This is a genomic window from Planctomycetota bacterium, assembly GCA_016872555.1.
GTDB lineage: Bacteria > Planctomycetota > Planctomycetia > Pirellulales > UBA1268 > F1-20-MAGs016.
The window spans coordinates 1-17,187 of record VGZO01000049.1 but is presented as its reverse complement, the minus strand read 5'-3'; the positions used below and the strand labels follow the sequence as shown (position 1 = coordinate 17,187).

The 17,187-nt window shown below is 71.7% G+C and carries 17 protein-coding genes and 2 pseudogenes; 12 read left to right on the top strand and 7 right to left on the bottom strand.

The features are described 5' to 3' along the window. Positions 1-90: 90 nt before the first annotated feature. From FJ309_14210 to FJ309_14185, 6 genes are all read left to right on the top strand, one after another. Positions 91-1,002, top strand: a complete 912-nt coding sequence (locus FJ309_14210; protein MBM3955743.1) for a hypothetical protein — start codon at positions 91-93, stop codon at positions 1,000-1,002. After that, positions 999-1,766: an ABC transporter ATP-binding protein gene (locus tag FJ309_14205; protein MBM3955742.1), complete on the top strand. Its 768-nt coding sequence runs from the start codon at positions 999-1,001 to the stop codon at positions 1,764-1,766. Before FJ309_14210 ends, FJ309_14205 begins: the two co-directional genes overlap by 4 nt. Then, positions 1,763-3,517, top strand: coding sequence for a hypothetical protein (locus tag FJ309_14200; protein ID MBM3955741.1), 1,755 nt, complete (start codon positions 1,763-1,765; stop codon positions 3,515-3,517). Before FJ309_14205 ends, FJ309_14200 begins: the two co-directional genes overlap by 4 nt. 168 nt (positions 3,518-3,685) lie before the next feature. Continuing rightward, complete coding sequence (locus FJ309_14195) at positions 3,686-4,603, top strand: menaquinone biosynthesis protein (GenBank protein ID MBM3955740.1); 918 nt, start codon at positions 3,686-3,688, stop codon at positions 4,601-4,603. 64 nt (positions 4,604-4,667) lie between these two features. Beyond that, positions 4,668-5,789, top strand: a complete 1,122-nt coding sequence (mqnC, locus tag FJ309_14190; GenBank protein ID MBM3955739.1) for a dehypoxanthine futalosine cyclase — start codon at positions 4,668-4,670, stop codon at positions 5,787-5,789. After that, a complete protein-coding gene (locus FJ309_14185) occupies positions 5,537-7,024 on the top strand; it encodes an amidohydrolase family protein (protein ID MBM3955738.1) in 1,488 nt (495 codons plus the stop codon). The genes mqnC and FJ309_14185 overlap by 253 nt, the downstream gene beginning before the upstream one ends. A gap of 20 nt (positions 7,025-7,044) precedes the next feature. Here the strand turns inward: FJ309_14185 and hisG are convergent, their stop codons facing one another. Further along, complete coding sequence (hisG, locus tag FJ309_14180) at positions 7,045-7,917, bottom strand: ATP phosphoribosyltransferase (protein MBM3955737.1); 873 nt, start codon at positions 7,915-7,917, stop codon at positions 7,045-7,047. After that, positions 7,914-8,267: a phosphoribosyl-ATP diphosphatase gene (locus tag FJ309_14175; protein ID MBM3955736.1), complete on the bottom strand. Its 354-nt coding sequence runs from the start codon at positions 8,265-8,267 to the stop codon at positions 7,914-7,916. Before FJ309_14175 ends, hisG begins: the two co-directional genes overlap by 4 nt. Positions 8,268-8,351: 84 nt before the next feature. Between FJ309_14175 and miaA the strand changes: the two genes are divergently transcribed. Next, positions 8,352-9,302: a tRNA (adenosine(37)-N6)-dimethylallyltransferase MiaA gene (gene miaA, locus FJ309_14170; GenBank protein ID MBM3955735.1), complete on the top strand. Its 951-nt coding sequence runs from the start codon at positions 8,352-8,354 to the stop codon at positions 9,300-9,302. On the opposite strand, the gene FJ309_14165 is transcribed toward miaA, so the two are convergent. Further along, entirely contained in the window at positions 9,292-9,870 is a 579-nt protein-coding gene (locus FJ309_14165) for a DJ-1/PfpI family protein (protein ID MBM3955734.1), read from the bottom strand. The two genes, miaA and FJ309_14165, sit on opposite strands and share 11 nt — an antisense overlap. Before the next feature lie 542 nt (positions 9,871-10,412). On the opposite strand from FJ309_14165, the gene FJ309_14160 reads away from it, so the two are divergent. The 3 genes from FJ309_14160 to FJ309_14150 all read left to right on the top strand — a co-directional run bounded on the left by FJ309_14160 (position 10,413) and on the right by FJ309_14150 (position 11,990). Then, a complete protein-coding gene (locus FJ309_14160; GenBank protein MBM3955733.1) occupies positions 10,413-11,159 on the top strand; it encodes a gamma-glutamyl-gamma-aminobutyrate hydrolase family protein in 747 nt (248 codons plus the stop codon). Positions 11,160-11,278: 119 nt separating this feature from the next. Beyond that, the gene (locus FJ309_14155; GenBank protein ID MBM3955732.1) at positions 11,279-11,620 is read left to right on the top strand and encodes a nucleotidyltransferase domain-containing protein; all 342 of its coding nucleotides are present in this window, start codon (positions 11,279-11,281) and stop codon (positions 11,618-11,620) included. After that, positions 11,610-11,990: a HEPN domain-containing protein gene (locus FJ309_14150; GenBank protein ID MBM3955731.1), complete on the top strand. Its 381-nt coding sequence runs from the start codon at positions 11,610-11,612 to the stop codon at positions 11,988-11,990. The genes FJ309_14155 and FJ309_14150 overlap by 11 nt, the downstream gene beginning before the upstream one ends. A gap of 713 nt (positions 11,991-12,703) precedes the next feature. On the opposite strand, the pseudogene FJ309_14145 reads toward FJ309_14150, so the two are convergent. Next, positions 12,704-12,841, bottom strand: a pseudogene (locus tag FJ309_14145) (TetR/AcrR family transcriptional regulator). A 73-nt stretch (positions 12,842-12,914) separates the two neighbouring features. Between FJ309_14145 and glgB the strand changes: the two are divergent. Then, a complete protein-coding gene (gene glgB, locus FJ309_14140) occupies positions 12,915-14,798 on the top strand; it encodes a 1,4-alpha-glucan branching protein GlgB (protein MBM3955730.1) in 1,884 nt (627 codons plus the stop codon). A 64-nt stretch (positions 14,799-14,862) separates the two neighbouring features. Here glgB and FJ309_14135 read toward each other — a convergent pair whose 3' ends face one another. Continuing rightward, positions 14,863-15,228, bottom strand: a complete 366-nt coding sequence (locus FJ309_14135; GenBank protein ID MBM3955729.1) for a type II toxin-antitoxin system VapC family toxin — start codon at positions 15,226-15,228, stop codon at positions 14,863-14,865. Continuing rightward, positions 15,225-15,545, bottom strand: coding sequence for a ribbon-helix-helix protein, CopG family (locus FJ309_14130; GenBank protein ID MBM3955728.1), 321 nt, complete (start codon positions 15,543-15,545; stop codon positions 15,225-15,227). The genes FJ309_14135 and FJ309_14130 overlap by 4 nt, the downstream gene beginning before the upstream one ends. 39 nt (positions 15,546-15,584) lie before the next feature. Here FJ309_14130 and FJ309_14125 point away from each other — a divergent pair, with 39 nt between their 5' ends. Further along, positions 15,585-16,769: an ATP-binding protein gene (locus FJ309_14125; GenBank protein MBM3955727.1), complete on the top strand. Its 1,185-nt coding sequence runs from the start codon at positions 15,585-15,587 to the stop codon at positions 16,767-16,769. 63 nt (positions 16,770-16,832) lie between these two features. On the opposite strand, the pseudogene FJ309_14120 reads toward FJ309_14125, so the two are convergent. Beyond that, positions 16,833-17,165: pseudogene (locus FJ309_14120) on the bottom strand (type II toxin-antitoxin system HipA family toxin). Positions 17,166-17,187 lie beyond the last annotated feature (22 nt).

The window sequence follows — 17,187 nt, the reverse complement described above, 5'->3', positions numbered from 1 at the left end:
CTTAGGGCGGCGCCCGGGCGGTGACAATCGCAGCCGTCGCGACGGGTAGCATGGCGAAGCCGTCTCCGTGCCCTCCCCGACGCTCAGGTCATGCCGCGCTCCTGGTACACGCCGCTGGTGGTGGTTTTCTGGTGCATCGCCACCGGCTGGCTGGTCGTCGACAAGATCCTCCCCACCCTCCGCAGCCGGCCTCCGGCGACCTACCGGGCGCTGCACGCCGTCGGCGGTGACTATCCCCCGGTGGCCTGGAACGTCCGCTGGGACGACCGGCCGATCGGCACCGCGGTCTCCCGGTCCACGCTGCTCCCGGCGGGTGGCCTGGCGGTCGACAGCGCGCTTGTCCTCCAGCGCGTGCCGCTGGCCGACGTCGTGCCGCCGTGGCTCCGCGCGATCGTCGAGCAGGGCCTGCCGGCGGCACGGCAATTCGCGCTCGACGCCCGCGGCCGGACGTCGATCGACGCGCGCGGCCGGCTCGAGGGGTTTCGCACCACCGTCGTCCTCCCCGACTCGGGCGAGACGTTCCTCGTCGACGGCACCGTCGCCGATGGCACGCTGCGTGTCGCGCTCGAGGCCGGCGCGTTCCGCTACGAGACGAGCCGGCCGATCCCCGAGTCGCTGCTCCTCGCCGACGAGCTGGCACCGCACGCCAGCCTCCCGGGGCTCTCGGTAGGGCAGCGCTGGACGGCGCCGGTGTTCAATCCGCTGCGCGGCGGATCGGCCGCGGTGGCGCTGCTCGACGTCCACGTCGAGCGCGAGACGATGCTCTACGCCGACGGCCAGCCGGTGACCACCCGGCTGGTGACGTTTGCCGACGAGTCGGCCCCGGGCCTGCCGCCGCGGCTGCGGCTGTGGGTCGACCGCGCCGGCCGCGTCCTCCGTCAGGAGGCGATGCTCGGCAGTGCCGTGATCGCCTTCCAGCGCCGTTCCGACGCCGACGCCGTGCTCCTCGCCGAGCAGCTCGCCGGCACCGTCGCCGCCCCGTCCGGGGCCCCTTCCCGATGATCGAGTTCTCCGCCGTCAGCCGCAGCTACGGCCACAAGCCGGCCGTGGCCGACCTCGACCTGACGATCCCCGCCGGCGAACTGTTCGCGCTGCTCGGGCCCAACGGCGCCGGCAAGACGACGACGATCCGGATGCTCGTCGGCCTGCTCGCGCCGTCCCGGGGCTCGATCCGCGTCCGCGGCCACGACGTCGTCGCCGACCCGCGCGCCGCCCACCTCCACCTCGGCTACGTCCCCGACGAGCCGACGCTCTACGAGAAGCTCACCGGTCGCGAGTTCCTGTGGTTCATCGCCGACATGTTCGGCATGCCGCGGTCAGCCGCGGCCGCGGCGATCGAGGCGCAGATCGCCACGTTCGAACTCGGCGCGTTCGTCGACGACCTCGCCGAGAGCTATTCGCTGGGGATGCGGCAGCGGCTGGTGTTCGCGGCGGCGCTGGTCCACGACCCGGCCGTCCTCGTCCTCGACGAGCCGATGGTCGGCCTCGATCCGCGGAGCATGCGGATCGTCAAGGACATGCTCCGCCAGCGCGTCGGCCGCGGGATGACGGTCTTCATGTCGACCCATCTCCTCGCCCTCGCCGAGGAGCTCGCCGACCGCCTCGGGATCATGGTCCACGGCCGCCTCCGCTTCCTCGGCACCGTCGCCGACCTGCGCCGGCAGGTGGCCGGATCGGGCGCCGCGGGGCTCGAGCAGTTGTACCTCGAGCTCACCGACCAGGTCGGTGCCGCCGGGGACCCGCACCCCGCGGAGACCGACCGATGAGCGATCCGTCTCCTCGGTGCCGGCCGCTCGACGAGGCCGCCGAGGCGCGCCTCTTCTGGCGGCTGCGCTTCCTCTCGGCCTGGGCCACGCTCCGCGGCATGCTGCGGACGGCACGGCTGCGGCTGGCGCTGGTGGCTTTGCTCAGCGCGATCTTCTGGGCGACGCTGTTCGCCCTGTTCCGCGAGGCGTTCGCGTTCCTCGATTCGGCCCAGCTGGTCGTCGCCCCGCTGCTGTTCAACAGCTTCTTCTCGACGCTGATGCTGATGGTGGTGTTCTCCACCGGCATCCTCGCCTACGCCGGGCTGTACACGTCGCGCGAGGCCCGACTCCTGCTCACGCTGCCGGCGCGTCCGGAGGCGGTGTTCACGCACATCTTCCGGGAAGCGCTGTGGTTCGCCGGCTGGGGGTTCATCCTCCTCGGCAGCCCGCTGCTGGCGGCCTTCGGGCAGGTTCGCGGGGCGGGTCCGGCCTACTACCTCCTCCTCCTCCCCTTCATGGTGTCGTTCATCGCCATCCCGGCGACGATCGGGGCGATGCTCGCGCTTTTGATCGTCGCTTGGCTGCCGCGCTACCGCCTCCAGGCGACCGCCGGGGCGGCCGTGGCGATCGCCGCGGGGCTTGGGTGGCTGGCGTGGTCGGCACTGGCCACTCCGGGGGCCGACTCGCTCACGGTGCCGTGGTTCGAGCAGGTGCTCGCCCGCCTCGAGGTCTCCCAGCAACGCCTGCTGCCGAGCTGGTGGCTGTCGAGCGGGCTCCTCGAGGCCGCCGCCGCCCACGGCCCGGGAGCGCCGGCGACGCTCGCCGAATCGGCGCGGTTCCTCGCCGTGCTCGTCGCCAACGCGCTGGCGCTGTCGGTCGCCGCCGCGGCGCTGGCGCGCCGGCTGTACCGCACCGGCTACAGCCGGCTCTCGGCCGAGATCCCCACCAAGCGGCCGCCGCGCGCGCGGCGCCTCGACACGCTCCTGGCGGGGCGCGGCGAGCGCGCCGCGGCACCGGTCTGGCTCCTGCTCCTCAAGGACATCCGCCTCTTCCGGCGCGACGTCACGCAGTGGTCGCAGCTGGCGGCGTTCGTCGTCCTGCTGGGCTTCTACTGCCTGTCGATGCGCGCCTTCCACTACAGCGGCTCCTACGCCCCCGTGGTCGGATTCCTCAACCTCTCCGCGATCGGGTTGGTGCTGTCGACATTCACGACGAAATTCGTGTTTCCGCTGGTCAGCCTCGAGGGGAGGCGGTTCTGGATCCTCGGGCTCCTGCCGGTGCGGCGCGACGAGATCCTGTGGTCGAAATTCGTGCTCGCGGCGGCGGGCACGGTCGTGCCGTGCGTGGCGCTGGTCCTCACCAGCGACGCGATGCTCCGCCTCCCGGCCTGGGTGGCGGGTGTCCACGCCGTGGCCGCCGTCGGCATGTGCCTCGGCTTGTCGGGGATCGCCGTCGGCCTGGGGGCGTGGATGCCAAACCTCCGCGAGTCGTCGGCCGCCAAGATCGCCGCCGGGTTCGGCGGGACGCTGGCGCTGGTCCTCGGGGCGCTGCTGGTGGTGGTCGTCGTCCTCGCCACCGCGGTGCCGACGCAGCTGGCGATCCTCGCCAGCCATGGCCAGCTGGCCGGCGGCGGCTGGGTGGGGATCCTGCAGCGCCTCGGCACCTGGCCCGGAGTGGCGGCCGGGGTCACGGTCGCCGTCGCCGTGTCGGCGGCCGCGGCAGCGATCCCGATGGCGCTGGGGTTCGACGCCTTCCGGCGCCTCGAGCCCTGATCCCCCCTGCCTCACCGGTCCCGCCCCCTCCGTCGAGCCTGCGCAGTGGCTTTTTCGGACGTTCTGCGCGCGGATTCGCCGGGCGAACCGCCTGCCCCTCCGGCAGTTACCCGGACCAGGGATCTGCGGTTATCTCCCCGGACCACACCGCCTATCCTCACCCGAGCCATGGTCGACCGTTCCCCTTCCGCCGTGCCCGTCAGCCGCTCGTCGCAGCGGACCGATCATGCCGGCCCGTCCGACCGGCGTGGGCTGAGGATCGGCGCGGTGTCGTATCTCAACACCAAGCCGCTCATCCCCGGCCTCGCCGGGGCGGGGATCGACCTGGTCCTCGACCTGCCCAGCCGGCTGGCCGACGGCCTCGCCGCCGGCGCCTACGACGTCGCCCTGATCCCGTCGATCGAGCTGTTCCGCGGGGCCGGTGAACGGGTGGTCTCCGACGCCTGCATCGGCTGCCACGGGCCGGTGATGAGCGTGAAGCTGTTCTTCCGCCGCTCTCCGGCCCACGTGCGGACGCTGGCGATCGACGAGGGCTCGCGGACGAGCGTCGCCCTTGCCCGGATCATCCTCGCCGAGCGCTACGGAGTCCGGCCGGAACTGGAAATCCTGCCGATCGGCGGCCGTCTGTCCGACACGAATGCCGACGCCGTCCTGCTGATCGGCGACCGGGCTCTCGATGGCCGCGTGCTCGGCGAGCGCGGCGACGTGGGGGGCCCCGCGGGGGCGTTCTGCCTCGTGCAGGATCTCGGCGACGAGTGGTGCCGGTGGACCGGGCTGCCGTTCGTGTTCGCCGTCTGGGTGGCCCGTGCCGGTCTCGACGACGCGACCGTGGCGACCCTCGAGACGGCCCTCGGGTCGGCCCGCGACCGCGGCCGGCGGGGCCTGGCGGCGATCGCCGCGGCCGAAGCGGCCGGCCACGGGCTGACCGTCGAGCAATGCCTCGGCTACCTGCGTGACAACCTGCACTACGACCTCGGTCCGCGCGAGCGCGAGGCGCTGGCGCTGTTCCACGGCAAGGCGTCCGCGCTCGGGCTGTGCCCGGCCCCGGTGGCCCGGTCCCGTACGCCCCGACCGGCACTGCGATGACGACGGTGCGGTGGCCGATGCGCGGGGTCGCGACCGCTCCGGCGGCGCCGTGAGGAGGAAGAGAATGAACCGTTCGATCGACGAGATCCTCTCCGCGGTCGTGGCCGGCGAGAGGCTTGCCGCCGACGACGCGGTCCGCCTTCTCGAATCGAATCGGCTGGCGGCGATCGGCCGCGCGGCCCACGCGGTATCACGTCGGCTTCATCCGGAGCCGTACCGGACCTACAACATCGACCGCAACATCAACTACACCAACGTCTGCACCGCGGTCTGCGACTTCTGCGCGTTCTACCGGCCGCCGAAGCACGCCGAGGGCTACGTGCTCGACCGCGACGTGCTCCTCGCCAAGATCGGCGAGACGGTGGCGCTCGGCGGCGACCAGATCCTCCTCCAGGGCGGCCTCCATCCGACGCTGCCGCTGGAGTGGTACGAGGAGATGCTCCAGGACATCAAGGCCCGCTACCCAGCCGTCAACGTCCACGGCTTCTCCCCCCCCGAGATCCACCATTTCACGAAAGTCGCGAAGCGGCCGCTCGGCGAGGTCCTCGAGCGCCTTGCCCGCGCCGGCCTCGGTTCGCTTCCCGGTGGCGGCGGCGAGATCCTCGTCGACCGCGTCCGCAAGGCGATGACGCGCGGCAAGGTGCTCACCGACGACTGGCTCGACGTCCACCGCCAGTGGCACCGGCTCGGCGGGCGGAGTACGGCGACGATGATGTTCGGCCATATCGAGACGCTCGCCGAGCGCGTCGAACACCTCGAGCGCGTCCGCGAGCTCCAGGACGAGACCGGCGGGTTCACGGCGTTCATCTGCTGGTCGTTCCAGCCGGAGAACACCGAGATGGTCGAGATCCCGCCGGCCGGGCCATTTGAGTACCTGAAGACGCAGGCGGTCGCCCGGCTGTATCTCGACAACGTCCCCAACATCCAGTCGAGTTGGGTCACGCAGGGGCGCGAGATCGGCCAGCTCGCCCTGCTCTACGGTGCCAACGACATGGGCAGCCTGATGATCGAGGAAAACGTCGTCAGCGCCGCCGGCACCGTCCACCACCTCACGCTCGAGCAGATCCGCTCGGCGATCTCGGAGCTAGGCTGGATCCCGCGCCGCCGCAACGTGTTCTACGAGCTGTTCGAAGACGACGGGCCGGCGGTGGTGCCGTCGCTCCCCGTCCTCCAGTCGGTCCCGTGACCGGAGTCGTGGCGCCCCGGTCGGCGATCCTCCGCGCCCGCTGGCTGATCCCCGTCGCCGGCCGAGTACTCGACGGCGGCTGGCTGCGGATCGAGCGCGGGCGCGTCCGCGCCCTCGGCAGCGGCCCGCCGCCGGGCCCGGCGACCGATCTCGGCGACGTCGTCGTCGTGCCGGGACTCGTCAACGCCCACACGCACCTCGAGTTCTCGCTCCTGCCGCGGCCGCTCCCCGGCGACGGCGGCCTGCCGGCGTGGATCGCGCGGCTGGTCGCCCTCCGCCGTGCGGAGGGAAGCGATCCGGCCGCCCGCGGCAGGGCGATCGCCGCCGGCCTGGCCGAGAGCCTCGCCGCCGGCGTCACGGCGATCGGCGAGATCGCGACGGCGCCGATGCCGGAGGGATTGCCTGCCGCCAGGCCGCGCCTCCGCGTCTACCGCGAGTGCCTCGGCCTGGCGCCGGCGGCAGCGTCGCGTGCCGCCGCGCTCGAGCGCGAGGGGTTTGTCGTCGGCGCGCGGTGTCTTCCCGGTATCTCCCCCCACGCCCCCTATTCGGTCGCCGCACCGCTCGGCCGGCGGCTCGTGGCGATCGCACGGCGCCGCCGGCTTCCCGTGGCGATGCACCTGGCCGAGGCCGAGGAGGAAGCGGGGTTCCTCGAGACCGGCACCGGGCCGTTCCGCACGCTGCTCGACGGACTCGGCGCCTGGCCCGCGCCGCCGCCGGATCTCCTTCCCGTCGCCGACTGGCTCACGCTCCTCGCCCGGGCGCCGCGCGGGCTGGTGATCCACGCCACGTTCGTCGCCGCCGGCTCGGCTCCCCTCGACAGGCTCGCGCGCCACCGCGACCGGCTCGCCGTCGCCGTCTGCCCGCGCACGGCACGGCTGCTGTCGGGGCGCGATCCGCCGCTGGCCGCGCTCCGCGCCGCCGGCGTGCGCGTCGCGCTGGGAACCGACGGCCGCGGGTCGAGCCCCGATCTCGACCCCCGCGGCGAGTGCCGTGCGCTGGTGGACGCCGGCCTTGCGACACCGGCCGAGGCGCTGGCGATGGCGACGACCGACGCCGCCTGGGGGATCGGCCTCGAGCACGTCAGCGGCCGCCTCGCCCCGGGCCGCCCCGCCGATCTGGCGGTGATCGCCACCGGTCGGACCGCAGACCCCCACGCGGCGCTCCTCGATCCGGCGGCCCGGGTCACCGCCACGCTCCTCTCCGGCGCGGCCGTCCACGGCCGGCTGCCGGCGTGACGGCGCGCCGGCACTCCGGCCTACAGCCGGCAGTTGGCGATCTGCGTCTCGATGATCGCCGAGGCGCCGATCGCCTCGAGGCGCTCCATGATCGCGTGGACCTCGCCGCGGCGGACCATCGCGCGGACGGCGCACCAGTCGGGGTCCTCCAGCGCGCTGATCGTCGGCGAGTTGAAGCCCGGCGTGATCCGCTCGGCCTCGGCGAGGCAGCGCCGCGGGACGTTGTATTCCAGGAGCGAGTAGCTCCTGGCGATGACGATCCCCTCGAGTCGCCGCACGATCCGGTCGGCAAGCGCGCCGTCAGGCAGCCCCGGCCGCTGCACGAGCACCGTCTGGTAGCGCCCCAGCTCGGCGACGACGCGCAGCCGGTTGGCCGACAGCGTGCTGCCGGTCTCGACGAGATCGACGATCGCGTCGGCGATCCCGAGCTGGATCATGATCTCGACGCTGCCCGAGAGCTCGACGAGCCGGCAGGCGACGTGGCGCTCGGCCAGCCATCGCGACGTGACCTGCGGGAAGCTCGTCGCGACCCGGGCACCGGCGAGGTCGGCGACCTCGCGGACCGGCCCGTCGTCGGCCACGCACAGCGCGAGGCGGCAGGAGCCGATGCCGAGGTCGAGGCGGTGGACGAGCGCGCGGCCGCTCTCGGCGACGAGATCGGCGCCCGTGATCCCGAGGTCGATCGCCCCCTCGGCGACGAGGACCGGGATGTCGTCGGTGCGGAGGAAGATCACCTCCACCGGCAGGTCGCGGCACCGCGCGAACAGGCTCCGCTCGCTGCGCCGGTAGCTCACGCCGGCGGCGCCGAGCAGCTCGGTGGTGATGTCGGCGAGGCGCCCCTTGCTCGGCACCCCGAGGCGGAGGATGTCGGGCTCCGGTCCGGCGGCGGTCATCGCGCTGCCTCCCCGCGCGGCGCTTCACCGCCGCGGGCGGCCTTCTCGTCGAGCCCGGAGATTCCGAACCGCCGCGCCAGTTCTGCCTCGACCGCGCCGAGCGTCACGTCGCGGGCAGCCAGCAGGACCAGCAGGTGGTAGACGAGATCAGCGGCCTCGGCGACGACCCGGTCGGCCGGCTCGGCAGCGGCGGCGGCCACGACCTCGGCGGCCTCCTCGGTGACTTTCGCCCCGCAGGCCGCCACGCCACCGGCGAGCAGCCGAGCGGTGTAGGATCGGTCGGGAGAGGTGCCGCGGCGCGCGGCGATCACCCCTTCGAGTCGGCCGAGCACCCCCGTCTCCCCAGTCATCGCCGCGCTCCACGGGCAGCCGACCGCCGCGGCGCCATGGGCCGCGCGGCCGAAACCGTCGTCGCGTTTCCGCTCTCCATCGCCATGCCCGTCCAGCCGGTCGCCGACGCCGCTCCGGACCCTCCCGGAGAGCCCCGGAGTCTACCACGCAGCGGTCGTGGGGGCGTTGCGGCGCTGCTCGCCGAGGATTGCCTGTGCCTCGCCGGGCCGACGGCGGCCGGCAAGTCGGCGCTTGCCGTCGCCCTCGCCGAGCGGATCGGCGCCGAGATCGTCAGCGCCGACTCGATGGCGATCTACACCGGCCTCGACATTGGCACCGCCAAGCCGTCGCTCGAGCAGCGCGCCCGGGTGCCCCACCACCTCGTCGACATCGTCTCCCCCGCCGCCGCGGCGAGCGTCGCCGACTGGCTCTCCGCCGCGGCGGCGGCCTTCGCCGACATCCGCCGCCGCGGCCGCCGGATCCTCGTCTGCGGTGGGACGCCGCTGTATCTCAAGGCGCTCCGCGACGGCCTCGACGAACTGCCGGCGGCCGACGCCGCGACCCGGGCGCGGCTCGAGGACGAGGCCGACCGGCTCGGGCTGCCGGTGCTCCACGCCCGATTGGCCGCCGCCGATCCCCAGGCCGCAGGGCGCGTCCACCCCGCCGACCGGCGCCGCATCGTCCGGGCACTCGAGATCGTCGCCGCCGGTGGGCGCGCCGGGACCGGCTGGCAGCGCTCGGGCCCCAGCCCGTGGGGCGACCGCCTGCTGGTGATCGACCGGCCGCGGCGGCTGCTCGCCGAGCGGATCGAGCGGCGCGTCGACGCGATGTTTGCCGCCGGACTGCTCGACGAGGTCCGCGGCGTCGTCGCTTCCGGCGGCATCGGCCCCACCGCCCGGCAGGCGGCCGGCTACGCCGAGTGCCTCGCCTTCCTCGCCGGCCAGGGCACGCTCGCCGACGCCGTGGCCCGCACCAAGCAGCGCACGCGGCAGCTCGCCAAGCGGCAACTCACCTGGCTGCGGAGCTTCCCCGAGGCGATCTGGATCAGCGCCTGACCCCCACGGCCTGCTCGAGGAGGGCGATCCACGCCCCGACATAGTGGCCGTGGTCGTGGAACGTGCGCCCGCTGACGAGGTTGCCGTCGATCACGCACGGGGCGTCGACGAAGATCCCGCCGGCGACCTCGAGATCGAACCGGCACTTGGGGACCGTCGCCATCCGCCGTCCCTTCACGCAGCCGGCGTAGGCGGGGATCTCGACGCCGTGGCAGACGCTCGCCACCGGCTTGCCGGCGGCGAAGAAATGCCGGGTGATCCGGACGAGGTCCTCGTCGTAGCGGATGTATTCCGGTGCCCGGCCGCCACTGAAGAAGATCCCCGCATGGTCCTCGGGCCGGACGTCGGCGAAGGCCGCATCGGCGGTGATCTGGTACCCCTCCCACTCGCGCGTGATCGTCCACCCCGGGCGGACCTCGTGGAGCACCATCTGGTACGTGCGGCGCTCCGGGCCGATCACCACCGGCTCGAACCCCGCCTCCCGGAGACGGTACAGCGGGTAGAGGGTATCGACCGTCTCGCTGGCGTCGCCGACGACGATCAGAACGCGGCCACGGGAACTGCCCATCGTTGTTCGACCCTCGGAGGACGTGGGGAGCGAGCACCCCGATCTGCCCAAGCTAGCACGACCACGCTAGCACCTGATCTGGTGACAGCAGAGGGGCCGAGGCACAAAATCGCCGGAGCGGCTTGCCTTCCCGCCGGCGGTCAATAGTTTCTGGCCCCATCGTGGTCGTCGCCGTCCCCCGCGGGGCGACGCCGGCCGCGACGGCTCGAACGATGGAATTGGCCCTGCTGCCCCGTGGGTGGCGGGCCCGGTGCCCGGATGGCACCGTCCGCCGCGGGCCTCGTGGGGGAACGACGACCCAACGCGTTAGGGATGACGCTCGCATGGTCAACCAGACTCCGCGCCCCCGGCAGCCCGCTGCCGCCGGGGACCGCTGTGCGAACGCTCTCCGACGCCGGCGTGCGTCCTCCCCGGAGGCCACGGCTGTCGGCTGAACCATCCACACGCAAGGGGCCGGGGGTCATCTCGACCACCGCGTCGGTCGTCCCGCTTCGCTCGTCGCGCCGAGACCGTTCGTCGTGGCGACGCCATCGGAGGAACGCATGGCTGTCAAACCCCTCATCGGCATCAACGCCGACTACCGTCCCAGCCGCAAGGAGCACGCGGCGCTGTCGTTCGTGGCCGCCGGCTACTACGACGGCATCATCGCCTCGGGCGGAGTTCCGGTGATCCTGCCCCCGGTGGCCGACGAAGGGGATCTGGTCCGTCTCCTCGACCTCCTCGACGGCGTCATCCTTGTCGGCGGTGCCGACATCGACCCGCGGCGCGACGGCTTCATGCCCCATCCGGCGACGCGCCCGATGGATTCCCGGCGCGAGGACTTCGACCGGCTGCTGACCAGACACGTCTACCAGCGCCACATGCCGGTGCTCGCCATCGGCGGCGGGATGCAACTCCTCAACGTCACTGCCGGAGGGACGCTGTTTTTCCACATCCCCGAGGATCTCCCCAAGGCGATCCCCCACCGCGATCCGCTCGACGCCGCCCACCGCCACGCCCTGTTGGTCGAGCGCGGCAGCGCCATGGAGCGCGTGTATGGCGACGGCGAGATCCGCGTCAACAGCATGCACCACATGGCGATCGACGACGTCGCCGACTCGTTCCGTGTCACCGCCCGGGCCCCCGACGGCGTCGTCGAGGCGATCGAGAGCGTGGTCGAGAACTGGGTCGCGATCGGCACGCAGTTCCACCCCGAGGCAGAGACGGCCTCGGCCCTCGACGTGAAGATCTTCGAGGAGTTCGTGATCGGGATCACGGGCGAGGTGCCCGAGGTCAAGCTGGTCGCCTGACGACGCGCCACACCTCGACGGCGGGTCCGGCGGCCACCCCTTCCGGCCGCCGGGCCCCCGTCGGCGTGGCGACGAGCCCCGCCGCCGCGGCCGCCGCCGGCCCCGGGTATCATTCAGGGATGGCGATCGAGACCGTCCCGTCATGGGCTCCCACCGAACAGAAACTGCAGGCCGCAGTCGCGCGCCTGGTCGAGGTCGCACATCCGCGGTGGATCATCCTGTTCGGCTCGCGTGCACGCGGCGATGCCGACTCGAAAAGCGACGTCGATCTGCTGGTGGTCAAGCGTCACGTGTTGAATCGGTACACCGAGTCGATCCAACTCGATCGCGCACTTGCCGGCCTCACGATGCCGGTGGAGATCCTCGTCGTCAGTGAGTCGGAGTTCGAGACGCGCGCGACTCAGCCGGGAACCGTCGAGAACGCGGCGCTGCTCGAGGGGCGCGTCTTGTATGGATCGTGACCGCGCCGAGCTGCTGCTCCACAAGGCGAAGCAAGACGAGCTCGCGCTCGAGAAGCTCCTCGACGACCAGGACATCGAGGACGATCTTCTCGGTTTCCACGCCCAGCAGGCAGCGGAAAAGATGCTCAAGGCGCTCCTGGTGCGCCGCGCAGTCGACTACCCGAAGACGCATAACATCCGGGTCCTGATCGAGTTGCTCGCGGCCGATGGCATTGCCATCCCCGGGGAGCTCGCCGAGATCGATACGCTGACGCAGTTCGGAACGACGTTCCGGTACGACACGCTGCCGCCAGCAGGCACGGTCGAGCGCGCGACGTGGCTGTCGTGGATCCGCACACTGCGGCGCTTCATCGAGCCGCTGCTCGGCTGAGCAACGACCGATGTCAGTACGGGCGAGGTGCCCGAGGTCAAGCTGGTCGCCTGACGACGCGCCACACCTCGACGGCGGGTCCGGCGGCCACCCCTTCCGGCCGCCGGGCCCCCGTCGGCGTGGCGACGAGCCCCGCCGCCGCGGCCGCCGCCGGGAATTCCTCGGCCCGCGCACGCCCGGGGTCGGCCACCAGACCGACGCCGTCGGCGGCCAGGAGCGCCGCGATCACGCCCGCCAGCGCCGCCGGATGGTGCTTCTCGTAGAGCACGTCGGCGGCGACGACCAGGTCTTGCGGCGGCAGATCGGCCGGGGGCGAGCGCCAGTCGACGACGCGCGTCTGCAGGCCGCAGACGCCGTTGCGCGCCGCGTTGTAGCGCACCCCCTCGAGCGCCGGCTCCTCGTAGTCGGTGGCGGTGACGGTGAATCCCCGCCGCGCCGCCACCAGCGCCGGCAGCCCGAGGCCGCAGCCCAGCTCGACCAGCCTCCGCCCTGCCCCGTCGAGCAGCGCCAGGTCCTCGGCGAGGACGATCGCCGACTCCCAGACGTCGGCCCAATAAGGGATCCGCTCGTCGTCGGCAAACGCCTCGAGGTCGATGAGTGATTCGAGATCCGGGGGGCGCCACAGCGACCACTCGGTGCCGCGGATGGTGATCCGCCGCTCGACCGGCTCGAAGCGGTCGTAGCCCCGTGGTGCCCGCCCCCGAGCCGGCCGCTCAGCCATCGCCCCTCCCCGCGTCACGCGCCTGCCAACCGCGTCCATCGGCACGTCCGGCACGTCCGGCACGTCCGGCACGTCCGGCACGTCCGGCACGCCCGGCACGCCCGCCACCGCCTGCCCGGTCGGAATCATCGCCGCCTCTCGGCGGCTGTCGCTGCGGTGTGGGAAACTTGGGGGACCGTCTGCCCCCTCGCTGGCTCGCGCCGATGCTCACCGACTACGACCTCCACCTGCTCGCCGAGGGGCGCCACTGGAGAAGCTACGAGAAGCTCGGTGCCCACCGCATCGAGCTCGACGGCATCCGCGGTGTGCGCTTCGCCGTCTGGGCGCCCAACGCCTCGGCGGTGAGCGTGGTCGGCGACTTCAACGGCTGGGACGGCTCCCGCCACGGCATGCTCCTGCGGCTGCCGGGGGGCATCTGGGAGCTGTTCGTGCCCGGCCTCGACGTCGGCACACTGTACAAGTTCCGCGTCACCGGCGCGGAGGGGACCAGCGACCGCTGCGATCCCTACGGCTTCGCCGCCGAACTGCCGCCGCGCACCGCGTCGGTCGTCGCCGATCTCGATCGCCACCGCTGGAACGACGACGCCTGGATGGAAGCCCGCCGCGGCGGCGACCCGCTGTCCGGCCCGGTGTCGATCTACGAGGTCCACCTCGGGAGCTGGCGGCGCCCCGGCGCCGACCCGGGCCGCTGGATGACCTACGCCGAGCTCGAGCGCGAGCTGGTGCCGTACGTCGTCGAGCAGGGATTCACCCACGTCGAGTTCCTCCCCCCCGCCGAGCATCCGCTCACCGCCAGCTGGGGCTACCAGGTGATCGGGATGTTCGCCGCCACGAGCCGCTTCGGCCCTCCCGAGGCGCTGATGGCGCTGATCGACGCCCTCCACCGCGCCGGTATCGGGGTGATCATCGACTGGGTCCCGGCCCACTTCCCGCGCGACGGCCACGGCCTGCGCCGGTTCGACGGCACCGCGCTGTACGAGCACGAGGATCCGCGCCAGGGGGAGCACCCCGACTGGGGCACGCTGATCTTCAACTACGGCCGCCACGAGGTCGCCAACTATCTGGTGTCGAGCGCGCTGTTCTGGCTCGACCAGTACCACGTCGACGGCCTCCGCGTCGACGCCGTGGCCTCGATGCTGTACCTCGACTACAGCCGCCGCGACGGCGAGTGGGAGCCCAACCGCTACGGCGGCCGGGAAAACCTCGAGGCGATCGAGCTCCTCAAATCGTTCAACGTCGAGGTCCACCGCCACCATCCCGGCGTGCTGACGATCGCCGAAGAATCGACCGCCTGGCCGGCGGTCTCGCGCCCCACCTACTGCGGCGGGTTGGGGTTCAGCATGAAGTGGAACATGGGGTGGATGAACGACACCCTCCGCTACATGCGGCACGAGCCGATCCACCGCAAATACCACCACGACGAGCTGACGTTCAGCCTGATCTACGCATTCCACGAAAACTTCGTCCTCCCCTTCTCCCACGACGAAGTCGTCCACGGGAAGGGGTCGATGCTCGGCCAGATGCCCGGCGACCTGTGGCAGAGGTTCGCCAACCTCCGCCTGCTGTACGCCTACCAGTGGTGCCATCCGGGCAAGAAGCTCCTGTTCATGGGGAGCGAGTTCGGGCAGTGGGCCGAGTGGAACCACGACACGAGCCTCGACTGGCATCTCCTCCAGTGGGACACCCACTCGGGGCTGCAGCGCTGCGTGGCCGATCTCAACCGCCTGCTGCGCCGCGAGGGGGCGCTGCACCAGCTCGACTTCGACGGCCGCGGCTTCCAGTGGATCGACTGCCACGACTGGTCGGCCAGCGTGCTGGCGTTTTCGCGCCGCGGCGTCGATCCCGACGACTTCCTCGTGGTGGCCTGCAATTTCACGCCGGTGCCGCGCCCGGGCTACAGGCTCGGCGTGCCGCGCGCGGGCTTCTACGACGAGGTCTTCAACAGCGACTCGGCGTGGTACGGTGGCAGCAATCTCGGCAACGGCGGGGGCCTCGAAGCGCTCGCCGAGCCGAGCCACGGCCACGGCCAGTGCCTCGAGCTGACGCTTCCCCCGCTGGCGGCGGTGGTCCTCAAACCGCGCCGGTGACGGCGAACGCCGCGGTGGCCCTGGCCCGAGCCCGCAGAGCCGACGCTCGAGCCGGAGCCGGGCCTCAACCGCCGTAGGGCACGCGGATCCGCGGGTCGTCGCGGTCGAAGTCCTTCGTATTCCGCGTCACGAGGATGCAGCCCTCGCGGTCGGCGCTGGCCAGGACGATGGCGTCGGGAAGCTTGACGCGAAGCGCTCGCCGCAGGTCGACCGCTCGCCGTGCGACCTCGGCGGTGAGATCGATCCGCCGCATCGATTCGAACAGCGCCTCGGCGGCAAACCGCTCCTCGTCGGTCTCGGCGCCGGCCATCACCTCCATCCACGAGATCACGGAGTAGCAGGCGTCGTCGTAGCGAGCGATCTCGGTGGCGGCGGCATCGACGCCACGGAGAAAATCGATGAGCACGTCGCTGTCGAACAGCGCCCTCATGGCTTCCACTCGTCGCGCAGCCGGCGAATCAGCGCCACGCTGTCGATGCGTTTGCCCTTCCAGGCGCCGAACGCCCGCTCTCGCCCCGGCCGCTGCTCCTCGGCGACATACCGCGCCACCGCCCGGCGCACCGCCTCGGCGCGCGAGATCTTCTGCGACTCGCACAGCGTGGCAAGCGCCCGCACCTGTTCGGCGGTCAGATCGATGATGGTTCTCATGATGACATCATCATTTATCGCTCTGGGAATGTCAATCTGCGAGGCAATGCTGTGAAAAGCTGCGAAAAATCGCTTGAAACTCAAACTATTACGGAACATACTTCATTTTAGTTGGACCAAGATGGAGCTCGTTCCCGAATGGTTGGAGCGTTTCCTCGCCTCCTGGCGATCGACTTGCCCCCCCGGCAGTCGGCGTTTTTATGGGGACCGCGGAAGTCGGGGAAGTCGACGCTCCTGCGGACCGGCTTCCCCGGCAGCCTGTCGTTCGATTTTCTCCAGACCGACCTGGCCCTCGAGATGACCGCCCGGCCGGCGCTCCTCCGGGAGCGGATCCTCGCCCGCCCCGCGGCCGAGCTCGCGCGCCCGATCATTCTCGACGAGGTGCAGAAGGTTCCGGCCGTTCTCGACGAGGTGCAGTGGCTGATCGAGCACCGTGGGCTGCGGTTCCTGCTGTGCGGGTCGAGCGCCCGCCAGCTCAAGCGCGGCCGGGGAAATCTCCTCGGCGGGCGAGCGTGGCGATTCGAGATGGCGGCGCTGGTGACGGCGGAGTTTGCCGCCGCCGGATCGCCGGCAGCGTTCGATCTCCTCCGCGCCCTGAATCATGGCCTCGTTCCGGCCCACTACCTCTCGACCCACCCGCAGCGCTCACTCGCTGCCTACGTCCGCGACTACCTCCAGGAGGAAGTGTTCGCCGAGGGGCTGACGCGCAACGTGCCCGCCTTCGCCCGCTTCTTCGAGGCCGTCGGCTATTCCCACGGCGAGTTGGTCAACTACGCCAACATCGCCCGCGACTGCGGTGTCGATGCGAAGACCGTCAAGGAGTATTTCCAAATCCTCTGCGACACGCTCCTGGGCCGTCTCGTGCCCCCGTACAAGCAGCGTCAGGAACGGCAGGTCATCGGCAAGGCGCCGAAGTTCTATTTCTTCGACGTCGGCGTCGCCGGTGCGATCTCACGGCGTCGGATCGCGGAGCCGCGCGGCGAGCAATTCGGCAGGGCCCTCGAGCATCTGGTCCTCATGGAACTGGCCGCCCACGCGTCGTACCGCGAGTTGGGCTACGGCATCGCCTTCTGGCGGACGAAGGCCGGGGCGGAGGTCGACTTCGTGCTCGGCTCGGGGGAGGTGGCAATCGAGGTGAAGGGCACGTCGCGGGTCGACGATCGCGACCTGCGTTCGCTCGTGGCGTTCGCCGAGATCCATCGCCCGCGGCTGTCGATCGTCGTCTCCAACGAATCGGCCGAGCGCGTGGTGCGCGGCATCCGGATCCTCCCCTGGCGGGCATTCTTCGAGGAGCTGTGGGGCGGGGCGATCATCGGGGGCTGAGGCCGCGGCGATCATCGGCCGTCGCCGCCGGAGCAGACGGCGTGAGCGGCCGAGAGGGGCCGGTCACCTGGTCACACTCGTCGCGCAGGGAGCGATTGGCGAGACACCGAGCGCCCGGGCGACGACTTCCCGCTGCGTCTGCTCGGGCAGCAGGCCGGCGAAGAATGGCCGACACTCCTTCTTCCTGAAGGCCTTCGTCCGTTTCGGCAGCGAGGCCGAGAGGGGCGGAGCGTCGGGATCGGCGCGCCATGCCGGGGCATACATGAAGCCGAGATCGCCATGCTCGCCCTAGGTGAGCTGGCCGACCGTTCGTTCATCCCACCGAACGACGAGCCGCCAGAGCAGGCATCCATCCGCGACAGCTCTCCACCGACGCCTGCTGGGTGAAGAACGCATCCATTTTCGAGAGCGTCCAGCG